Origin of the sequence: Clostridium sp. D5, from assembly GCF_000190355.1 — a bacterium.
GTDB lineage: Bacteria > Bacillota > Clostridia > Lachnospirales > Lachnospiraceae > Faecalicatena > Faecalicatena fissicatena_A.
On record NZ_GL870812.1, the window covers coordinates 213,884 to 234,694 of the forward strand.

At 44.2% G+C, this 20,811-nt stretch carries 20 protein-coding genes; 19 read left to right on the plus strand and 1 reads right to left on the minus strand.

Going from position 1 to position 20,811, the window contains the following annotated elements; all coding sequences use genetic code 11:
* Window positions 1-6 precede the first annotated feature (6 nt).
* The 13 genes from HMPREF0240_RS11125 (at window position 7) to HMPREF0240_RS11185 (ending at window position 12,616) form a co-directional block, all read left to right on the plus strand.
* Window positions 7-1,461, plus strand: a complete 1,455-nt coding sequence (locus HMPREF0240_RS11125; RefSeq protein ID WP_242833328.1) for a sugar ABC transporter ATP-binding protein — start codon at window positions 7-9, stop codon at window positions 1,459-1,461.
* A complete protein-coding gene (locus HMPREF0240_RS11130) occupies window positions 1,458-2,435 on the plus strand; it encodes an ABC transporter permease (RefSeq protein WP_009003520.1) in 978 nt (325 codons plus the stop codon). The genes HMPREF0240_RS11125 and HMPREF0240_RS11130 overlap by 4 nt, the downstream gene beginning before the upstream one ends.
* Window positions 2,435-3,391, plus strand: a complete 957-nt coding sequence (locus HMPREF0240_RS11135) for an ABC transporter permease (protein WP_009003521.1) — start codon at window positions 2,435-2,437, stop codon at window positions 3,389-3,391. The genes HMPREF0240_RS11130 and HMPREF0240_RS11135 overlap by 1 nt, the downstream gene beginning before the upstream one ends.
* A gap of 130 nt (window positions 3,392-3,521) precedes the next feature.
* A complete protein-coding gene (locus HMPREF0240_RS11140) occupies window positions 3,522-4,538 on the plus strand; it encodes a LacI family DNA-binding transcriptional regulator (protein ID WP_009003522.1) in 1,017 nt (338 codons plus the stop codon).
* Window positions 4,539-4,702: 164 nt separating this feature from the next.
* Entirely contained in the window at window positions 4,703-4,945 is a 243-nt protein-coding gene (locus HMPREF0240_RS11145) for a type II toxin-antitoxin system Phd/YefM family antitoxin (RefSeq protein WP_009003523.1), read from the plus strand.
* A 144-nt stretch (window positions 4,946-5,089) separates the two neighbouring features.
* Window positions 5,090-5,284 carry a type II toxin-antitoxin system death-on-curing family toxin gene (locus HMPREF0240_RS25310; RefSeq protein ID WP_009003525.1) on the plus strand — a complete coding sequence of 65 codons (195 nt, stop codon included), beginning with the start codon at window positions 5,090-5,092 and terminating at the stop codon, window positions 5,282-5,284.
* 82 nt (window positions 5,285-5,366) lie between these two features.
* Window positions 5,367-7,736, plus strand: coding sequence for a diguanylate cyclase (locus tag HMPREF0240_RS11155; protein ID WP_009003526.1), 2,370 nt, complete (start codon window positions 5,367-5,369; stop codon window positions 7,734-7,736).
* Between the two features lie 12 nt (window positions 7,737-7,748).
* Window positions 7,749-8,525: an EFR1 family ferrodoxin gene (locus HMPREF0240_RS11160; protein WP_009003527.1), complete on the plus strand. Its 777-nt coding sequence runs from the start codon at window positions 7,749-7,751 to the stop codon at window positions 8,523-8,525.
* A 233-nt stretch (window positions 8,526-8,758) separates the two neighbouring features.
* Entirely contained in the window at window positions 8,759-9,427 is a 669-nt protein-coding gene (locus HMPREF0240_RS11165; protein ID WP_148486325.1) for an epoxyqueuosine reductase, read from the plus strand.
* 59 nt (window positions 9,428-9,486) lie between these two features.
* A complete protein-coding gene (locus HMPREF0240_RS11170) occupies window positions 9,487-10,125 on the plus strand; it encodes a DUF1847 domain-containing protein (protein WP_035313210.1) in 639 nt (212 codons plus the stop codon).
* A gap of 417 nt (window positions 10,126-10,542) precedes the next feature.
* A complete protein-coding gene (locus tag HMPREF0240_RS25005) occupies window positions 10,543-10,947 on the plus strand; it encodes a TM2 domain-containing protein (protein ID WP_242833329.1) in 405 nt (134 codons plus the stop codon).
* A gap of 310 nt (window positions 10,948-11,257) precedes the next feature.
* Window positions 11,258-12,118, plus strand: a complete 861-nt coding sequence (locus HMPREF0240_RS11180) for an AraC family transcriptional regulator (RefSeq protein WP_009003531.1) — start codon at window positions 11,258-11,260, stop codon at window positions 12,116-12,118.
* Window positions 12,119-12,136: 18 nt separating this feature from the next.
* The gene (locus HMPREF0240_RS11185; RefSeq protein WP_009003532.1) at window positions 12,137-12,616 is read left to right on the plus strand and encodes a hypothetical protein; all 480 of its coding nucleotides are present in this window, start codon (window positions 12,137-12,139) and stop codon (window positions 12,614-12,616) included.
* A 114-nt stretch (window positions 12,617-12,730) separates the two neighbouring features.
* Here the strand turns inward: HMPREF0240_RS11185 and HMPREF0240_RS11190 are convergent, their stop codons facing one another.
* Window positions 12,731-13,123, minus strand: coding sequence for an AIPR family protein (locus tag HMPREF0240_RS11190; protein ID WP_242833330.1), 393 nt, complete (start codon window positions 13,121-13,123; stop codon window positions 12,731-12,733).
* A gap of 160 nt (window positions 13,124-13,283) precedes the next feature.
* Between HMPREF0240_RS11190 and iolC the strand changes: the two genes are divergently transcribed.
* From iolC to HMPREF0240_RS11220, 6 genes are all read left to right on the plus strand, one after another.
* Window positions 13,284-14,318: a 5-dehydro-2-deoxygluconokinase gene (gene iolC / locus HMPREF0240_RS11195; RefSeq protein WP_035313122.1), complete on the plus strand. Its 1,035-nt coding sequence runs from the start codon at window positions 13,284-13,286 to the stop codon at window positions 14,316-14,318.
* 62 nt (window positions 14,319-14,380) lie between these two features.
* A complete protein-coding gene (gene iolD, locus HMPREF0240_RS11200) occupies window positions 14,381-16,312 on the plus strand; it encodes a 3D-(3,5/4)-trihydroxycyclohexane-1,2-dione acylhydrolase (decyclizing) (RefSeq protein ID WP_009003535.1) in 1,932 nt (643 codons plus the stop codon).
* A gap of 22 nt (window positions 16,313-16,334) precedes the next feature.
* Window positions 16,335-17,120 (plus strand): 5-deoxy-glucuronate isomerase, encoded by a 786-nt coding sequence (locus HMPREF0240_RS11205; RefSeq protein WP_009003536.1) that lies wholly within the window; start codon window positions 16,335-16,337, stop codon window positions 17,118-17,120.
* Window positions 17,121-17,146: 26 nt separating this feature from the next.
* Entirely contained in the window at window positions 17,147-18,298 is a 1,152-nt protein-coding gene (locus tag HMPREF0240_RS11210; protein WP_009003537.1) for an iron-containing alcohol dehydrogenase, read from the plus strand.
* Window positions 18,299-18,415: 117 nt separating this feature from the next.
* A complete protein-coding gene (locus HMPREF0240_RS11215) occupies window positions 18,416-19,669 on the plus strand; it encodes an MFS transporter (RefSeq protein WP_009003538.1) in 1,254 nt (417 codons plus the stop codon).
* A gap of 14 nt (window positions 19,670-19,683) precedes the next feature.
* Window positions 19,684-20,514, plus strand: a complete 831-nt coding sequence (locus tag HMPREF0240_RS11220; RefSeq protein WP_009003539.1) for a class II fructose-bisphosphate aldolase — start codon at window positions 19,684-19,686, stop codon at window positions 20,512-20,514.
* The last annotated feature ends 297 nt before the right edge of the window (window positions 20,515-20,811 follow it).

Sequence of the window (20,811 nt, forward strand, 5' to 3'; positions counted from 1 at the left end):
GCGCAAATGGAAATAGAAGAAGGAGAAGTCAGGGCTATATTAGGTGGAAATGGTTCGGGAAAGTCAACACTGGCTAAAGTTATCGGTGGACTGATCAGCAGGGACAATGGAGAGATATTGTTTCAAGGCAAGGTCATAGATTTTAAATCACCGAAGGATGCAAAAAAGCATCATGTAATCATGACGAGCCAAGAACTGAGCCTATTTGGAAACCTGACAGTGGAAGAAAATATCTGTATTTGTGATGTCCCTGTCAGGGGAAGGTTTACAGATAGAAAAAGGCTAAAACAAAAGGCTTTTGAAATATTGAAAAAGATGAAATTGGAATCTCTTATAGGAAAAAAGGTTGAGGAATTAGCTGCCAACCAACAATATATGGTGGAATTAGCGAAGGCGCTGGTTCAAGAACCTAAAATTCTTGTTATAGACGAGATAACTTCAGCACTATATAGAGAAGATGTGGAAATTGTAGATGAGATTATTCGGGATTTGAAAAGTCAGGGATGTATTGTTCTTTTTATATCACATCGGATGGTAGAACTGTATGCAATGTGTGATACTGTTACTATTATGAGAAATGGCGAGACTCTTGGGACATATCAGATGAAAGAGAAAAGCGAAGATGAGCTCCTGTCATTAATGGTAGGGACTAGAATTGAGTCATACCACGGTGAGGGGAGGCATCATCAAAATGTAGAAAGGGATGTGTTTATCAGGGCACCTCATATTCCTATTCCTACTTATGGAACCGTAGAGAGCCTTGAAATCGGAAAGGGAGAAATCATCGATGTAGCTGGTCTGCAAGGGCATGGACAGACAGATTTGGTTCGTGCACTTTATGGTGTTCGGGGGGGGATTGATATAGAAATAGATGGAAAGATACAAAAAATTCATAATGCGAAACAAGCAGTGTCCCGAGGATTTGCGTTTATATCTGGCGACAGGGAGAAAGACGGAACTTTTCAAGAGAGAAGTCTTTCAGAGAATATTGCGGTTGTACAGGAATTAGTAAAACATAATAAACTTGATAATCCAAAAGAAGTACTGGATGATTTTCATGTACGTTATGATAATCCAGGTGAACTGATCACATCGCTCTCAGGAGGAAACCAGCAGAAGGTAGTGGTGGGAAGGTGGCTGTGTACGAAACCGAGACTTTTGCTTGCTGATGACCCAACAAAAGGAATAGATGTCAAGGCAAGAACGGATTTGCATCAGGTCTTTGCGGGACTTGCAAAAGAGGGTAATGCAGTTATCATGATTTCAAGCGATGATGATGAATTGGTGAGCATTACATCTATGGTAGATACATCCAGGGTTATAGTCATGTATGAAGGACGGATTTCAGCGGTACTGGAAGGAGATGCTATTAACAGAGAAAACATATCAGCAGCTTCCATGCCGGTAAATTCCATGCCACAGAAAGATATTGAAAATAGAGAGGCAGGTGCGAAAGTATGACAAAGGTGAAAAAAGTTATGGGATGGAGTGCATTTCCGTCACTGCTTCTCTTTCTTATTTTTTTAGGTATTAATGGCATTATAACTGGTGGGTTGAGTCTATCATTTTTTCGATCATTTATTGCCACAAATGCTGCTGCGATTTGTGTTGCGATAGGTGTTACGGCAACGATTTTAGTGGCGGGAACAGACATTTCGCTTGGCTCTATTGTATCTCTTGTTAATGTGGTAATAGTTACACTGTGTGAAAAAGGGTTTTCGGTCACAGCGGCAGTGTTGATAGCAGTGGGCTGTGCAATTCTCTGCGGTATGTTGAATGGTTTTATTATTGGTGTAATGCGCGTGAATCCTTTGTTAACTACATTTGCGACATCAACAGCTTTTGCAGGTATTGCTTTATGGATACTTCCTTATCCCGGAGGCTCAATTGACTTCAGCTTTGCGGACTGGTACAGCAGTAATCTGCTTGGTGTGATTCCTATGCCGATTGTTATGATATTGGTGTTGGTCATAATTTGGATTATTGTTATGAGTATGCCGGCTGGTCTTCAATTATTTGCTTTGGGAAAAGATGTAAAGAAAGCATATGCATCAGGAGTTAATGTTGTAGCACTGCGTTTTTTTGTGCATACCTTTGCTGGCCTTGCAGCTGGAATTGCAGGAGTGTGCATCAGCGCAAATACCTGTGCAGGGAGTCCGTCTATTGGTGCCACCATGAGTATGAATTCCATAGCTGCTGCTGTTATTGGCGGGGTGTCCTTGAATGGAGGTATAGGTAATATCTGGGGGGGAATATTTGGCGCAGCCTTCTTAAGTATACTGATTTCAATAGTAGTCTCTGCAAATTTGAGTTCTTTTGTACAAAGCTTTATACAGGGGTTGATTCTCCTGATTGGCGTTGTGTTCTCTATTATTGCAGCAGATAAAGAATTGAAGGCAAAAATAAAGAGCATATTTAAGGGAGGTGTAAAGTAATGGAAAAAGCGAAAAAACTCAATAATCCATACCTGCCTGCAATTGTTGGCAGTATCGCTCTTATGATATTGGGACAGGCTCTAAGCTCTGGTTTTTTGTCAATGAATAATATTTCAAGTATTCTTATGACAACATCTATATTAACCATGGCATCAATTGGACAGGCGGCTGTTATTATATCTGGAGATAGCGGGCTGGATATGTCAATTGGTGCAATTATGTCAATGACTGCCTTATTTGGTCCAATGGTGGCTGTGGGGTCAAGTGCATTATCATTTGCGCTGATGGTTCCGGCAACGATTTTGATGGGAGCGGCAGTAGGATTGCTGAATGGAATTGGAGTACAAGTGTTGAAGGTCGTTCCTCTTGTTATGACATTGATTATGTCAAGTGTGGTAAATGGATTCTCTATTTTGGTCACAAAAGGGCAGCCATCAGTGACTGTCAGTCCGGAGCTTCAGAGCATTTCGAAAACACTTGTTGGCCCATTACGTATCCTTCCGACAGTTATTATTATCCTATTAGTTTTGTTGGAAGTGTTTTTTCTTAGAAAAAGTAAGTATGGCAGAAGCCTTTTTCTCGCAGGAAATAACAGGAATGCTGCAAATTTATGTGGAATTAACAGTAAATTCATCATTATATTAGCTTATGTTTTTGCCGGCGCGGTGGCTGGTCTGGCAGGACTTATGCTGGTAGGATATGCGGGCACTGCACAGATGAATATGGCAAACAGTTATACGATGTTGTCTGTTGCAGCGGTTGTCATTGGAGGAACAAAACTGACCGGAGGGAAGGGGACATTTATCGGAGGTGCGTTGGGTGCATTAGTGCTGATTCTAATTACGAATATACTTCAGGCAATGAACATGGCAGCAGGTTTGCGTTCTTTGATTCAGGGAATTATTCTGGTAGCAATTCTTATGGTGAATAGCCGTGCGCCGAAATTAAGACAATAATAGTTCAGTTCATTGTCAGCAGATTAACTGTAGATGTGATATAGTAGAAGCACAACAAATAAAATGGTTGATTTTAAAGGGAAATTATCATAGAATTTGTATATCAGAGGAAATATAAGGGAAAAAGCTTATGAAAAATGGAAAATATAGCATTTCAGATGTAGCAGAAATGCTGGGGGTGTCAAAGTCTACGGTTTCCCGTGCAATCAACGGCAACAGCGGTGTGGGCGCAGAGCTTCGGAAAAAAGTATTGGATCTGGTAGATGAGATAGGGTACAAACCTAACACAATTGCTCAAAGTCTTAGTAAAGGCCGTGTGAATATAGTGGCTTTGATATTGGGGGATATTCGAAATCCTTTCTATGCAGACCTGGCTTTTAACATTCAGAGAATATTGAATAACCGTGGCTATATGGTCATGGTTTTCAATAGTGAATACAACGTACAGCGAGAATTAGAGTTTCTAAAAATAACGATACAGTTCAATTTTGTTGGATTGATACTGATTACTGCCCAGACAGAGATTGTTAAGGATATGCTGGATTCCATGGACGTACCGATGGTTCTGGTTAATAGAATACTGCCATCTTATACGGGAGATTCTGTGCTGACGGATAACTTTCAGGCAGGATATATGGCGGTTATGCATTTGTTGGAGTTCGGACATAAAAATATTGGCTTTATCAGGGGGCCGGGGGTCTCTTCCGCATCTTCGCAGCGGTTCGAAGGTTATCGTCAGGCTCTTCGAAACTTTAGTCTTCCATTTCATGAGGAATATGTCTATGACAGTGACTTGAAGATGGAAACAGGTATCAGCCTTGCACGGCAGTTTCTGGAGGAATCAGAGGTGAGGCCAAGTGCAATGGTAGTGGTTAACGACATGACAGCAATTGGTTTTATTGACGGATGCAGGGAAGGTGGGCTTCAGATTCCGGAAGATTTGTCTATTGTCAGCTTTGATAATATAGAGTTCTCTGCTATGAAGGGGATTGAACTGACAACAATCAGTCAGCATGTGGACAAGATGAGTGAGCATGCTGCGAGGCTGATGCTGAAACAATTAGAAAATGAGGATTCCAAGCCGGAACGGGTGATTTTGGAGCCTACTTTAGTGGTGAGGAATACAACCGGACCATGTAAGGAGTAGTGTATAAAGCTGTCACAGTATGCCATGGGGTATATTGCTGGCAGCTTTTTGCACTTTCCACTATAATAGTTAACATTTTTAACATGGGAATTAGAAAAATATAGTTATAGGTTGAATATATCCTATATATTGCGTATAATAAATTTAGGAAAGGATGTGAAAATATGCAGATTAATTTAAAGAGCTTAGTATCAATGACAGATGCAAATCAAAATTTTTCTAAAGTAGCCAAATTAGTTGATGAAAATGGTGCAGCAGTCATTTTAAAAAACAACAGTCCCCGATATGTAATTCTCGATTACAGTAAGATAGAAGAGGATAGTGTTGCGGATGATCAGACCGTAGAAGAAGTATCTGCTAAAATATTAAAAAAGCATATGAGGGCTTTTGAGGAACTTGCAAAATGATTAGCTTAAGTAAACAACAGATTATAAGTATGCATTGTATGTTAATCAGGCAAACGGGTGGTCTGGATGGATTGAGGGATGAGAATTTATTAGATTCAGCATTAAATACACCATATCAAACGGAAAAGGGCAGCCTGTTTGTGTTTGGGGCTGGTAAATAATCATGCATTCAATGATGTAAATAAAAGAATTGGTGTTTTAGCAATGCTGACTCCCATGGAACTTAACGGGATGGAAGTAGAATATACGGTTGATGAACTGGTTGATTTAGGCTTAAGCATTGCATCGGGGAAAAGCGGTCAGAGCAAAGTATTAGATTGGATTAAGCAACATAGTTAATAGCAGAAATATAAGCAGATAATTTTCCCATACACCAGCAACCGCCATAAACAAACGCAGATCTATAAGATAGGAGAAACGGATGGAGCATGAAAAAATCCCAACCAGCCGACAAAGCCAAAATGACCTGAAAGCCGAGGCATTGGAATTTGCCCGGATTTTATCAGATAAATATCTTGTACAGCGCGATTTCAACAGCCTTCTGCATGTCATGGACGAAAATATATCCTGTATAGGTACAGGAGAGGATGAAATCAGCTATAACCTGGAGGATCTGGAGATCTCCCTGTCGAGGGAACTCAGTGAATATTCCGACGGGTTCCATATTGCCGAACAGTGGTTTAATGCAGTGCCATGTTCTGACACTTACTGCCTGGTTTACGGAGGAGTGAAAGCGGTGCCGCAGGACAGCACTTTTTCGGAGAATAAGCAGCGTTTTACGCTGCTTTTGAACAAAACACCGCAGGGAATGAAGCTGGTCCATATGCACTTGTCACGTCCGGATGAGGGACAGGAGCTGGGGCATTACTATGTGCAGAAATCTGCCAGAGCAGACAGCACAGAGCTGCGTCAGACGTTGGATATACGTAATCGTCAGCTGGAAGTATTGAATCGTAATATCCCAGGGGGAGCGCACCAGTGCAAAAACGATTCCAACCTTACTCTTATTACGATGTCCGACAGTTTTCTGGCTATGTTTGGCTACAGCCGTGAGGAAATAAGCACATTATTTCACAATAATTTTATTGAAATGGTTCATCCTGACGATCGGACCACACTTCTTTCAACCACACATGAGCAGCTGAGAAAAGGGCGGGATATTGAGTTGGAGTACCGGGTACTGTGTAAAAACGGGACTCCGATGTGGATTCTGGATAAGGGACGGCTGTTGGAGGATGGTGACGGTGGTGAAAATTTTTATTGCCTGCTTATTGAATTAACCGAGCGGAAAAAGGAACAGGAAGATTTGCGGCTCTCACTTGAGCGTCACCAGGTTATAATGGATCAGGCAACTGATATTATTTTCGAGTGGGATATCCAAAAGGATACATTACTTTTTTCTAAGAACTGGTACAAAAAATTCGGCTACGATGCCATAGACACAAAAATAAGCGAGCGAATACCAAATTCAAATAATATTTATCCGGACGATATTCAGGCGTTTATAAAAATTATGCAGGAAACTGAAGCTGGCGTACCCTATTCCGAGACGGAATTTAGAATCAGGGATATAATCGGGCAGTATTACTGGTGCAGAATCAGAGCTACAACCCAATTTAATTCTGAGGGGCAGCCTATTAAAGCTGTGGGGGTGATTGTCGATATTGACAATGAAAAAAAGCGGGTGCAGGAGTTGGTTGATCAGGCACAAAAAGATCCGCTTACCGGACTTTACAATAAGGAAACCGTAAAAATCATGGTGGAAAGTCTGCTTGCATTAGACAATATAGAGACTATCAGGGCACTTCTTATCCTGGATATCGACAACTTTAAATCGGTTAACGACACTTATGGGCACCTTGTGGGCGACAACCTGCTTTCCGATGTTGCTGTGGCTATTAAGGACAATATATGTGAAAACGATGTTGCTGGGCGCATAGGCGGGGATGAGTTTTTGATTTTCCTGTCGGAGATGAAAGGTGAGAGGGAGGTGGAAAAAAAGGCAGAAAAGCTGCTTGACAATCTGCATATGATTACGCCTGTGGAAGGAGTGGCTCCAATATCCTGCAGTATTGGGGTGGCACTTTCAAAACCTGGTGAAGCAGATTACCGTACACTTTACAAATATGCCGATCTGGCGCTTTATGCCCGTAAAAAAGCTGGCCGCGGCGGAGTGACATTTTATACTCCGGAGTTTATGAAAAAACCAGACGAAATTCTAAAAACGGCAATAGGTGAGAATATAGTCAGCGAAGAAATGCAGACAACAGGAATGCGCCTGTCTCAGTATGCTTTTCGGATTCTGTATTCGGCAACGGATATCGAGGCTTCTGTCAACCGGCTTCTGGAGATCATCGGCCGTTCCTATGATGTAAGCCGTGCTTATATTTTTGAAAGTTCTGATGACGGACTGACCTGTTCCAATACCTTTGAATGGTGTGCCAGCGGGGTGGAGCCACAGATCAAAAATTTACAAAATATTTCCTACATAGATGAGCTTGGTGATTATATTAAGAATTTCGATAAAAGCGGAATTTTCTATTGTTCTGAGATTGAGAATACACATCCGGATGTATTCACTGTGCTGGAACCACAGGGCATACGTTCCATGCTACAGTGTGCAATGCTGGATGAAGGGGAATTGGTTGGCTATGTGGGCTTCGATGAGTGCCGTCAGAACAGAAGCTGGACAAAGAAACAGATGGCTGCATTTAAGCTGACAGCCGATGTGTTTTCAACATTTATTGTAAAGCATAGACAGAAACAGAGACTGATATGTAATGAATTATAGGAGGGAAAAGTTATGAAGATTCAAAATGTTTTTGCTATCTATTTCAGCCCCACACAGGGAACCAAAAAATATGTGGAAGGGATAGCCAGACGGCTGTCAGCGGATTATGAAGCAATAGACATGACAAAGCCGGAGAACCGCCGGAAGAATTATACATTTTCCGGCAGTGATCTGGTTATCTTTGGCGCGCCGGTTTATGCCGGAAGGCTGCCTTCCATCGAGGGCGGTATTTTCGGTCAGCTTCAGGGAAACCACACCCCTGCAATTTTCACTGTGAGCTATGGGAACAGAGAGTACGAAGATGCACTTCTGGAGGTGAAGGACATCTGCGAGGAGAACGGATTTGTCGGAATGGCAGCTGCTGCATGGATTGCACCTCATACATTTTCTGATAAAATTGCATCAGGCCGTCCGGATGCTGATGACGAAATGAAAATGGATCTCTTTGCGAAGAAGGTTCAGGAAGCACTCTGTGAGGATCATGAGGAGCATAAACTGGAAGTAAACGGGAACCATCCTTATAAAGAAACCAAAGTTATGCCCTTCCATCCAATAGCGGATGAATCCTGCACAGGCTGTGGTACCTGTGTTTCAGTCTGTCCCACGGAGGCGATTGACAGGGAGAATCCCCGCCAGACAGATGAAACGAAATGTATTGACTGTTTTGCCTGTGTAAAAAATTGTCCGGCACATGCAAGGGGGGCTTCCGGACCTGCGTTCGAGGGTCTTGTAGAAAGACTGGAAAGCAATTTAATGAAGGTACGGAAAGAGCCGGAGTGGTTCCTTTAAACTTTGTAAAGTCAAAGAAAATACAGTTCAGGCGAACGAGTCACAGAATTAACGGTCGGAGTGGATGCAGAGGCCTGTCAGGAACCAGTATGTAAAATAGAATAAAAGCAGATATTAAAAATGTTGTGAACCTTTAATAACAGGATAATGGGGCGGTCTACAGATTAGTAGACCGCCATTTTGCATTGAGGGGAAGGCAGATATATGGTAAAATCATTATATTAACTGAGACGATGAGACGCTCGCATCAGCTTCCGGAAGATGTGATGGAGAATGCCTCGATAGTTTTATGCTGTTTTATACCGTTTACGAAAAAGGTTGCACTGAGCAATAAAAGCACAGATCAACTTGCATCCGCAGAATGGGCTCAGGCTTATGAGATAACCAATGGAATGTTTCCCGCACTTAGTAATATAGTGATAGAATTGTTGAAGAAGCATGGATACAATGGTTTGACTGCACCGGAAGCAGTTGTTTTTGATAATAAGATACTAAAAAGTAACTGGTCACACAGGCATTTTGCTTATGCCGCAGGAATCGGAACATTTGGCCTGAACAATATGCTGATCACGAAAGCAGGATGCTGCGGACGACTTACGACAATTGTGACGAATCTGGATGTTGAACCAGGAAAACCTATGGAGATGGAGCAGTGTCTGTACAAGCAAAAAGGAGTCTGCGGAGTCTGTGTGGAACACTGTCCTGCTCATGCACTTACATATGATTGTTATGACAGAAAAAAGTGTTATGATATGTGCCGGGAAAACGCTATGAAACATACAGAATACGGCAGTTCTTATCTAAACAGTGAGGGCGCAGAGAATACAATGGGAAGCGAGGTGTGTGGTAAATGTGTTACTTACGCACCCTGTACTTATAAAGAGAATGAAGATAATGATTGACCGGATATCAGGAGCTGCTTTGAAAAGCTGTATAGTAAAGAATGGGAGATACAAAGATAATGACTGATAAGATTACAAGAAGCTGCATAGATTGCGGAATGGTTAATTGTGATGTGGGGAATAAGGCTTATCCTAATTTTTGCCTGACGACAGAGAATGGAGACCCGGAACTGATGGACGCAGCGATAAAAGAATATGATGATGAAGAAAATAAGCGTATTATGCTGAATGCCGCAGAGGTAGAGTACGAATTTTACTGCAAGATGACCAGAGTAGAAGAGACCATAGAGTTTGCAAAACGGATGAATTATCATAAACTGGGTATTGCCACATGCGTTGGCTTAATTAACGAATCCAGAACACTGGCTCAGATTTTAAGAAGCCATGGGTTTGAAGTGTTTGGGGTTGCGTGTAAAGCGGGCGCGGTGGAAAAGACGGAAGTTGGAATCCCGGAGGAATGCAAGGCGGTGGGGGTTAATATGTGTAACCCGATTCATCAGGCCATGAGACTGAATAAAGAAGAAACAGATCTTAATATCCTAATGGGACTATGTGTGGGACATGACAGCCTTTTTTATAAGTATTCAAAAGCACCGGTTACGACTCTGGTGGTGAAAGACCGTGTTCTGGGACATAATCCGGCGGCGGCTCTTTATACTGCAAATTCATATTATGGGAAGATAAAGGGAAAGCAATAAATAGATAGATCATGATATTATAAAAAGGAAGGTAAATAATTAATTTTAAGTACTGATTTAGATTGAGAATGGGAGTCGAATTTGATATACTCATGTTATGTGAAAATGTAATTCGTATTTTGTATTAAGATGAGAGTGCAAATGAGTCAGAACTATAGTTGTGATCAACTAATGAGGGTGAATCATTGATAAGTTTGTTTTGACAGTCTGAAAAAAGTCACTTAAAGCAATCTGATGATATTTAACAGTCATAAATTTTCTCCTCCATAGGTTGTAAGATGTATTGGTGTTGTTACCTATATTTTACCACTTGTGGAGAGAGAATTTATATAAATCAAGTAACAAAACCCAGTAAAATCAAGGGTTTATGGCATTTATCAAATGCCTAAAAATCGTATTAGTAAAGGAGAAAAAATTATGGCAGGTACATGTCCGGCATGTGGAGCGCCTTTAGAGGGGGCGACTTGTGCTTATTGCGGTTATGAACAACCGCAGGAAGCACAGGATAATGGAGCGGGGAATGGATATGGTAATCCGCAGGGTGTAACTAATCCTGGGTATGCAGATGAGGGATATGTATATAGCGGGTATCAAACCCCGCAATATGTAAGGGTTTGCAGTTCAAGGAGCAAAATGGTTGCATTGGTACTGTGTATATTACTTGGATATCTGGGCGTACACAGGTTTTATGTGGGTAAAATAGGAACAGGTTTGATCTGGTTTCTTACAGCAGGGTGTTTTGGAATCGGCTGGATTGTCGATATTGTCACAATAGCAATCGGTTCTTTTACGGATAATACAGATTTACCATTGAAGAAATAGAGGAAAACATAGATAATCGCCGGACAACAAAGACTCCGATTATAAAAAGGGACAGAGCTGTTATAAGGTTCTGTCCTTTTTATAGTGGGAATAAATTCCTTCTAATCAGAGGAAAACTCCGTATACCGGGTAATGTACCGTGTACTGTAAAGCAAGTATGGGCAGGGCTTTTATGGGAAACTTTATAAGTATATTTAGGAGATTATAATATTGTAAAGAAATGATGCTATCCAATGAGTACTAAAAATGAGATGAAACCTTATTATATAAATGTTAGAATAATAGAACTGCAGGCGAAAGGAACAGCTATATGGAATGGAATGAAAAGTTACAGATCATTATTGATTATGTTGAAAACCATCTGCAGAGGAAGGAAGAACCTGTTGATGTGCAGGAGATATCTAAAATAGCCGGCTGCTCGTATGGCTTCTTCCAGAAAGTATTTTCATATATGAATGGCATAAGTTTTGCAGAGTATGTCCGTTCCAGAAAAATGACTCTGGCAGGATATGATCTGAAGAGTACAGATCTAAAAGTAGTGGATATCAGCTACAAATATGGATACGATTCTCCCACATCATTTACAAAGGCATTTCAGCAGTTTCATGGGATATCCCCCATAGAGGCCAGGCGTGATGAGAATCAGCTGCGGATTCTGCCCAAGATGCAGATCTCAATGAAACAGCAGTATTCCTGGAAACTGGAGCAAAAAGATGCATTCCGTCTGGCGGGGAAGAGCATTCGGATTTCACATGCGGACGATGCGCATTTGACTAAAATCCCGGCATTTTGGAGTGAATGTCAAAGAGATGGCACCTTTTCTTCACTGATATCCATGGATGTGGGCAAACCCCAGGGCCTGTTTGGCCTGCTTGGAGATCTGGATGAGCGATCGAATGAAGCGGAGTACTCTATCATGGTGATGACGGACCGGGAAGTGCCCCGGGGATTCAGCGAGTTTGTGGTTCCTCAGGCAACATGGGCAATCTTTGACTGCAGAGGACCGGTGCCCCAGGGGATACAAAACGGGTGGAGATATCTGACAGGAGAATGGCTGATTAATTATCCTTTTAATCATGCAGATTGTCCGGAGCTGGAGTGGTACAGCAGCGGAAATCCCTACGATCCGGATTATCTGGCGCAGATATGGATACCTGTAGAGGAAAAATAAAAGGAGAGTATATATAATATGGATGAAAAATTTGATTTATTTCTTGCAAGTGTTGACAGTAAAAATCAGGAATTTGTAAAGGAATTAAATGATTATCTGACGCAGAATAATTGTAAATGTGATATAAAATCAGCCAAGAGCGGACCTGTTGTTTCTTATGTTTTCTGTGATACAAAAAAGACACTGGCAACTTTTGTATTCAGAAAAACCGGAGTGAAACTACGTATTTATCCGGAGAATCTCGGAAAGTATGCGGACTTTCTTAATGATCTGCCCGAAAAGATGAAAAAAGACATCCGGAAATCGTCTGTTTGCAAGAGACTGATCAATCCGGAGGACTGCAATCCAAAATGTGTGACTGGCTATTCCTTCAGCCTGGACGGAGAGAGCTTTCAGAAATGTAGATATATGGCATTTATGCCAACGCTGAATGAAGAAAATAATTTATATATCAGGCAGTTTTTAGTAAAAGAATTGTCAGCCAGAGTACTGGGCTAAATATTTGCATGGTCATTTGCTGTTCCCGTCATATTACCCTGTTGAGCAATAAGACGAGGACAGCAGTCTGATTATACCGGTACAAAAATTATCCTTCATACAGTCATACATGAATCATCGTGCTTCACTTAAAAGTTTTCTCAAACTCTGTGTTTCCACAATTCTGTAATTTGACAGCCACAGCTGTTTATCTTTGCCCGCTAACTGCGGGTTTGTGTAAGTTTCAAATGTATTTTGCACAATACTTACCCCTACTTCATTCCACACTTCAAGAGGATCAAACAGGCGGGAAACCTCCTGATTGATTACATCATATTTCAACAGGCTGCGGAACGCCCCGAAAATGGGATAAATATATCCGCTGGATACAACATAACTGGTATCGGTGCCAAGGAATTCTGTTTTGGTGCTCTTTTCCAGGGATTCATTCCTTGTACCAAAGTTTTGCCTTTTAATAACTTTGCGTGCAAAGCGTGCGATTAAGGTCCTGGAATGAGAACATATCAAAAAAACCTCTTTAAAATTATGCAAAAAGTAGAAAAAGCAAAAGTGTGTTAAAATAACTTGCACGCAAATATTTGGCGTGCTAATATAAAAGCACGAAGGAAAAGGAAAATGGACACGCAAAAAAGAAGCAGCCAATCATTAAAAAATGGAGGAAGAGAACATGAAGTATATCGAATTTGATGAATCAAGACCAATGGACCTTGTCCTGCTTGGACGTGTAGCAATTGATTTTAACCCTGCATACAACGAGCAGGTAAAAGAGGAGTTTAAACCTCTGAAGAATGTACATATGTTTGAGAAGTTCGTGGGCGGCTCTCCGGCCAACATTGCAGTCGGTGTTACCCGTCACGGCCTGAAGGCGGGATTTCTCGGCAAGGTATCCGATGATCAGTTCGGTGATTATGTAGTCGACTATTTTAACGAACAGGGAATCGATACCTCCCACATTACCAGATGCACAAACGGCGAAAAGCTGGGACTGACATTTACCGAGATGCTCTCATCGAAGGAAAGCAGTATTCTAATGTACCGTAACTGTATCGCGGATCTGCAGCTCCACGTAGATGATATTGATGAAACATACATAAAAAATACAAAGGCCATCCTGATCTCCGGCACGGCACTGGCTGAAAGCCCATCCAGAGAGGCGGCAATCAAAGCAGTCCTGCTGGCAAAGAAGAACGGCACAAGAATCATTTTTGATATCGACTATAGAGAATACAACTGGAAGAACAGTGATGAGATTTCAATCTACTATTCCATAGTAGCAAAGGAAGCAGACATCATCATGGGTTCCAGAGAGGAATTCGACCTGACAGAAAAGCTGATTCAGCCGGGCATGACAGATGCGGAGAGCTCCGCATACTGGCAGACCTGCGGAGCCAGAATTGTTGTGATCAAGCATGGCATGAAAGGCTCTACGGCCTATACGGACGATGGACAGAGTTTCAGCATCAAACCGTTTCCGGTGGAAGCCAGAAAAGGATTTGGCGGAGGAGACGGATACGGTTCTGGTTTCTTATACGGACTGTACCAGGGCTGGGATATTATAGACTGTCTGGAATTCGGATCTGCAGAAGCGTCCATGATGGTCAGGAGCAATAACTGCTCAGACTCACTTCCCGGACCGGACGCGGTTCATGCCTTTATCAAAGAGGAAAAAGAACAGTTCGGCGAGATGATCGCCAGAGTATAGGACGGCGCGGCAGAGTGAGCGTGACGAAGCGATTGCAGAGTAGAAAAGGAGAAAAGAGCGTTATGAATAAAACAGTAAGAATGACGACAGCACAGGCAATTGTAAGATTTCTGGATCAGCAGTATGTGTGCATGGATGGTGTGGAAACAAAGTTTGTAGAAGGATTCTTTACCATCTTCGGACATGGGATTGCAGTAGGACTGGGCGAAGCACTGGACAGCAATCCGGGCAGCCTGCGGGTGATGCAGGGGAGGAATGAACAGGGAATGTGCCACACGGCCATTGCATTTGCCAAGCAGAATAACCGCAGAAAAATCATACCCTGTGCATCTTCCGTCGGACCGGGAGCAGCCAACATGGTGACGGCCTGTGCCACAGCAACCGTAAATAATATACCGCTGCTTGTATTCCCGGCAGACACTTTTGCATCCAGGCAGCCGGATCCGGTGCTGCAGCAGTTAGAGCAGAGCAGCAGCCTGGCAACAACAACAAACGATGCGTTCAAACCGGTCTGCAAGTATTGGGACAGAATTACTCGTCCGGAGATGATCATGACGGCCCTGATCAATGCCATGAGAGTTTTGACAGATCCGGCAGAGACAGGTGCATGCTGTATCGGACTGTGCCAGGATGTAGAAGGGGAGTCCTTTGATTTCCCGGAATATTTCTTCAAAAAGCGGGTGCACAGAATCACCAGGCCGGCAGCGGTGGAAGAAGAACTGGACGACATAGCCGGGATTATTGCAAACGCAGAGAAGCCGCTTGTGATTGTAGGCGGCGGTGTACGCTACTCCGAGGCCGGCGGGACGGTTGAACAGTTCTGCGAAGAATTCCGGATTCCATTCGGAGAAAGCCAGGCAGGTAAGAGTGCGTGCAGATCCAGCCATCCCTACTGTCTGGGCGGTATTGGAGTGACCGGTACTTATGCTTCCAATGTAATCGCAAGGGATGCGGATGTGGTGATTGCCATCGGCTCCAGATTGTCAGACTTTACAACAAGCTCGAAGTGGTTGTTTAAAAATGAAGAAGCGCAGTTTGTTACGATTAACAACTGCCGTTTTCATGCATATAAAATGGACGCAGTAAAAGCAGTGGGAGATGCCAAAGCAACAGTAGAGGCGCTGGCAGAAAAATTAAGGGCAAAAGGATATGTATCCTCTTACAACGGTGAAATCGAAGAAGCAAAACGCATCTGGGATGAAGAGATGGTACGTCTTGCAGGAATCGAATACACAGGGGATGATTTTGAGCCTATGATTCAGGCCAGAGATCCAAGAACGGTTCCTGAATTTGTCCGGCTTACGAACGGAAAGATTACCCAGACGGCGGCTCTTGCGGCGATCCGCAGAGTCATTGATCAGGATGCGACAATCATTACGGCAGGCGGTTCCCTTCCTAGCTGTATGCAGAGAATGTGGACCACGGACAAAAGAGGCGGCTATCATGCAGAGTACGGCTATTCCTGCATGGGATACGAGGTGGCGGCCACGCTGGGCGTAAAATTTGCGGAGCCGGACAACGAAGTATACTGCGTAGTGGGCGATTCCAGCTTCCAGATGCTGCACAGTGAAATCATGACGATTATGCAGGAACAGAAAAAGGTAAACATCCTGATATTTGACAACTGCGGTTTTGGCTGTATCAACAATCTGGAAATGAACCACGGAATCGGCAGCCTGGCAACCGAATTCCGCTATACAGACGGCAGGAAGCCATGCGGAGATCTGATCCCGGTAGACTATGCAAAAATCGGAGAAGGCTATGGACTAAAAACATATACATGCAGAACAATCGGAGAACTGGAGAAGGCTCTTGAGGACGCAAAGAAACAGGATATTGCCTGCCTGTTCGACCTGAAGGTCATTCCGAAAACTATGACGGACGGATATGAATCCTGGTGGAACGTAGGAATTGCCACAACTTCTGAAAAAGAATCTGTAAGAAAAGCATGTGAAGGCGTGCTGGAAGGCAGAAACGCAGCGAGAAACTATTGATTGTAAAAAAGGAGGATTCAGCATGAGCAGCGTATTTGGATATCCGGAGTTTGATAAAAATGGAGAGATGATTCTTACAACCTATGATAACGAGTATAAAGATATGATGATGGACATTCGCGTGTACCACATGGCAGCGGGCGAGACCAGAAAATTTTTCCGGGCAGGGGAAGAGACGGCAGTGCTTTTGTTGTCAGGGAAAATCACCTGTAGATGGGAACAAAGGCAGGAAACAGTCAGCAGAAAAGATGTCTTTACAGAGGGGCCCTGGTGCGTGCATGTCTGCAAAGACACAGCAGTGGAAGTGGAGGCGGCAGAAGCCTCAGAGATTCTTGTGCAGTGTACAAAAAACAACAGAGAATTTCCAGCCCGTCTTTATAGCCCCAAGGATGCCCCGTGGAACTATTCCTGCCAGGGCAAGTTCGGAAATGTGGCGAAACGCAGAGTAAACACCATTTTTGATCATGAAATTTCTCCAAAATCCAACATGGTGCTGGGAGAAGTGCTGAATGACCGGGGAAACTGGTCCGGTTATCTTCCGCACAGGCATCCGCAGCCGGAAACATATCTTTTTAAGTTTGACAGACCGGAGGGATTTGGAGCCAGCTTTGTAGGGGATCAGGTATTTAAAAGTGTCAACAACAGCTTTTCTGCCATACCGGGAGGCGAACTGCATCCACAGGCAGCAGCACCGGGCTTCCAGATGTATACCTGCTGGATGATCCGCCATCTGGAGGGCAATCCGTGGCTGCAGACAGACCGCTGTGAAGATGAAAGATATACCTGGCTTCACGATGCCGAATTCTAAAATTTAGTATAGAAGGAGAAGGAAAAATGGGAAGAGAATTTATTGTACCGGGACAGATGATAACAGGAGCAGGAGCTCTTGATATGGCAGAGGCCACGCTTGGGCAGTTTGGAAAGAAAGCAATGCTGGTAACGGATAAAGTAATGATTGAACTTGGAAACTGTGCGAAGGTTGAAAATGCACTGAAAAACCAGGGGATCGAATATATAGTTTATTCAGAAATCACAGGGGAACCTACGGATACGATGATTGAAAATGGTGTAAAGCAGTACCGGGAAGCAGGTTGTGATTTCCTGATTGCCCTGGGCGGGGGAAGTCCGATCGATTCCATGAAGGCGATCGGATCCCTGGCAGTGAACGGTGGAAATATCTCTGATTACATGGGGAAAATAATAGACGCAGAGATGCCGCCCATGGCAGCAATACCCACCACAGCAGGAACCGGGTCAGAAGCGACACAGTTTACAATTATAACAGATACAAAAAAAGACATTAAAATGCTTTTAAAGGGCAAAGTACTAATGCCGGATCTGGCAGTTATTGATCCGCAGTTTACCATGACAGCGCCGCCAAAGATCACGGCAGCAACGGGACTGGATGCACTGTGTCACGCTGTGGAGGCTTATACTTCCAGAAAAGCCCAGACATTATCGGATACATTTGCACTATCCGCCGTAAAACGAATCTTCAGTTATCTGCCGGCGGCATATCATGACGGGAAAAATGAGGAAGCCAGAGTGGAAATGTCAGTGGCGGCCCTGGAGGCGGGGATTGCCTTTAACAATGCATCGGTAACACTGATACATGGAATGAGCCGTCCCATAGGCGCATTGTTCCATGTAGCACACGGTCTTTCCAACGCCATGCTGATCAAGGTATGTTTAAGTTATGCGCTGGAAGGTGCATATGACAGATTCGCAGAACTGGGCAGGGCAATTGGCGCCGCATCTTTAGAGGATTCAGAAAAAGAAGCGGCAGAAATATTCCTGGCAGCAGCAGTGAGGCTGACAGAGGAATTGGAGACACCAACGCTTGCAGAGTTTGGAATTGAGAAGCAGGCATTCTTTGATGTAATTGAAAAAATGGCCTTTGATGCAATGGACAGCGGAAGCCCGCAGAACACAAGGCGTGAGATCAGTCAGGCGGATATCGGACAGCTGTACAGGAACCTCTGGTAATGTATCCCTGTAATTAGGGCTGTGAACGATTGTACGGCGGCGCTGCCGGGAATTTCCGGCAGCACCGGCACCGGATGCAGAAGGACGGCCTGACAGAAAAAGGAATAAGAGAGAAGAATGATGAAATTAACAACAACTCAGAAAAGACAAAGAGGATTGATGATGATATCCGGCGCCTTTGCCATATTTTTTACGGGGTACCCCCATGTCTGGTCCATCTACCAGCCCTATGTAATGGAACAGGCCGGGTGGACACAGGGACAGGCATCGATGTGTTTCTATCTTGCACTTTGCACATTCGTGTTCGGAAACATTGTGGGTGGGCGCATTCAGGATAAACGAAGTCCGCGGATGGTTGTTTTTATCGGAGGCGGAATCTTTGCGGCTGGTATTTTACTGTCTGCATTCTTAATCGTCCCGTCGCCTCTTCCCATCTATCTTACCTATGGAGTGATGCAGGGATTCGGGCAGGGCATGCTCTATATCACCATTATATCCACGGCACAGAAATGGTTCCCGGGAAGGACCGGATTCGCCTCCGGGATTGTTGTGACGGCAAACGGTCTGTGCGGCTTTTTCCTCGCCCCCATCAGCAGACAGCTGCTGGAAATGGGCGGCGCCAGGCTTACATTTCTTGTGATCGGAGCGGCAATTACATTATCCTGGCTGCTGAGCAGTATCTTTTTCTTTGCGCCGGATAAGAAATGGAGGCAGGAAGCGGAGGCAGAGCTTTTGAAGACACAGGGAAAAGCGGCAGTGCAGAAACAGTATAGTTCCTCAGAAATGATGCGGACCCGTGATTTTTATCTTCTGCTGGCCACTATGCTGTGCGGCCTGGTCTCCTATTTTATGATATCGCCGGTATCCCAGACCCATCAGATAGAGCTGGGGATTCCGTCCTCAATTGCGGTAGGTGCGGTTATGATCGGATCCATTGTAAATGCCGGGACAAGGCTTGTACTCCCTGCGTTGGCTGACCGGGTGGGAAGAGTGGTATGTATCAAAGGCGTGTTAGCAGTATCCGTGGCATCCATGGCCGTACTGTGTGTGTCACGTTCCTATGCGGTAACAGCTGCAATTATCCTGATGTACGGATGCTACGGCGGGATTATGGGTAGCTTTCCGTCCTTTACAAGCTCCATATTTGGGCTTGAGCATTCCGGTGAGAACTATGGATTTGTTATGTTTGGCATTGTCATTGCGACGATTGCCGCCCCGGCCATTACAGGAGTTCTGACCGGCAGAGGCTATGAAATGTATGCGGTATTTGCGGCTGGAACGGTGTTTGCGGTGGTGGCCTTCATCTGCCTGCAGCTGTTGAACAGGCAGTTGGGCAGAAAACGCGCGCTGGAAATGGAACAAGAGAGATAGGGAGGAGCAAAAAAATGTCCTTAGTAACGATGAAATCATTAATGGAACAGGCGGTAAACAATAACAGAGGAGTCGGTGCATTCAGCGTGGGCAATATGGAGATGGTAAAAGGTGCGGTCCAGGCGGCGGAAGAGCTGGATACACCCATAATTCTGCAGATTGCAGAGGTCCGGCTGAAACATTCTCCGCTTGAACTGATGGGACCGATGATGGTGCATGCTGCCAAAGCGGCGAAGGTGGATATAGCAGTTCACCTGGACCACGGACTGACCATGGATACAGTGGAAGAAGCGCTGGAACTGGGCTTTACGTCAGTCATGTTTGACAGTTCCACGTATCCTTTTGAAGAAAATATAGTACGCACACAGGAAGTTGTGAAAGCGGCCAGACAGTATGGTGCCACTGTGGAAGCAGAACTGGGACTGGTAGGCGGAAGTGAGGACGGCAGCTGCGACCATGGGATCCGCTGTACCAATCCGGAGGATGCAAAGCTGTTTTGTGAGCGCACGGGGATTGATGCACTGGCAGTTGCCATTGGAAATGCACACGGCAATTACCCGTCTGCTCCCAAACTTGCGTTTGATGTACTGCAGGAAATTCATGAGAAGACAAATGTACCACTTGTGCTCCACGGAGGCAGCGGGATAACGGATGGAGATTTTAGAAAGGCAATCTCGCTTGGAATCGTGAAGGTAAATATTGCGACAGCCAGTTTCAACAGCCTTGTAAAGAGGGCGGAGGAATATCTGCGGTCGGATGGAAAGCATAACTACTTTGCGCTGAATGAAGCGATGGTGCGGGGGACTTATGAGAATGTAAAACATCATATAGAGGTCTTCCACTAAATCGGGAATTAGCGAACGAGCTTTAGACTCGGGCGCGGATGGAGGGGGCGCTTACCGTGAGCCGGGACGGACTGTGAAAAGCACCTGTCCTGTTGGAAATACAGCCGCTGCGCCAAGCAGCAGTAAGAGGAAATCCGCAAAATCAGTCAGAACCGAACGCATTCACCGTTTAATCTGATGATTAAACGCCTCAGGCGTTCTAAAAATCTGCTTCGAAAGCAGATTTTTTTCTGACTGATTTCACGGATTTCCTCTAACTGCTGCTATGCTCGCTAAAAGCATTTCCAACAGGACAGG

Coding starts and splice junctions, on each gene's coding strand:
- HMPREF0240_RS11125 (WP_242833328.1), top strand. CDS start 7: ATGGAAATAGAAGAAGGAGAAGTCAGGGCTATATTAGGTGGAAATGGT.
- HMPREF0240_RS11130 (WP_009003520.1), top strand. CDS start 1,458: ATGACAAAGGTGAAAAAAGTTATGGGATGGAGTGCATTTCCGTCACTG.
- HMPREF0240_RS11135 (WP_009003521.1), top strand. CDS start 2,435: ATGGAAAAAGCGAAAAAACTCAATAATCCATACCTGCCTGCAATTGTT.
- HMPREF0240_RS11140 (WP_009003522.1), top strand. CDS start 3,522: ATGAAAAATGGAAAATATAGCATTTCAGATGTAGCAGAAATGCTGGGG.
- HMPREF0240_RS11145 (WP_009003523.1), top strand. CDS start 4,703: ATGCAGATTAATTTAAAGAGCTTAGTATCAATGACAGATGCAAATCAA.
- HMPREF0240_RS11155 (WP_009003526.1), top strand. CDS start 5,367: ATGGAGCATGAAAAAATCCCAACCAGCCGACAAAGCCAAAATGACCTG.
- HMPREF0240_RS11160 (WP_009003527.1), top strand. CDS start 7,749: ATGAAGATTCAAAATGTTTTTGCTATCTATTTCAGCCCCACACAGGGA.
- HMPREF0240_RS11165 (WP_148486325.1), top strand. CDS start 8,759: ATGAGACGCTCGCATCAGCTTCCGGAAGATGTGATGGAGAATGCCTCG.
- HMPREF0240_RS11170 (WP_035313210.1), top strand. CDS start 9,487: ATGACTGATAAGATTACAAGAAGCTGCATAGATTGCGGAATGGTTAAT.
- HMPREF0240_RS25005 (WP_242833329.1), top strand. CDS start 10,543: ATGGCAGGTACATGTCCGGCATGTGGAGCGCCTTTAGAGGGGGCGACT.
- HMPREF0240_RS11180 (WP_009003531.1), top strand. CDS start 11,258: ATGGAATGGAATGAAAAGTTACAGATCATTATTGATTATGTTGAAAAC.
- HMPREF0240_RS11185 (WP_009003532.1), top strand. CDS start 12,137: ATGGATGAAAAATTTGATTTATTTCTTGCAAGTGTTGACAGTAAAAAT.
- iolC (WP_035313122.1), top strand. CDS start 13,284: ATGAAGTATATCGAATTTGATGAATCAAGACCAATGGACCTTGTCCTG.
- iolD (WP_009003535.1), top strand. CDS start 14,381: ATGAATAAAACAGTAAGAATGACGACAGCACAGGCAATTGTAAGATTT.
- HMPREF0240_RS11205 (WP_009003536.1), top strand. CDS start 16,335: ATGAGCAGCGTATTTGGATATCCGGAGTTTGATAAAAATGGAGAGATG.
- HMPREF0240_RS11210 (WP_009003537.1), top strand. CDS start 17,147: ATGGGAAGAGAATTTATTGTACCGGGACAGATGATAACAGGAGCAGGA.
- HMPREF0240_RS11215 (WP_009003538.1), top strand. CDS start 18,416: ATGATGAAATTAACAACAACTCAGAAAAGACAAAGAGGATTGATGATG.
- HMPREF0240_RS11220 (WP_009003539.1), top strand. CDS start 19,684: ATGTCCTTAGTAACGATGAAATCATTAATGGAACAGGCGGTAAACAAT.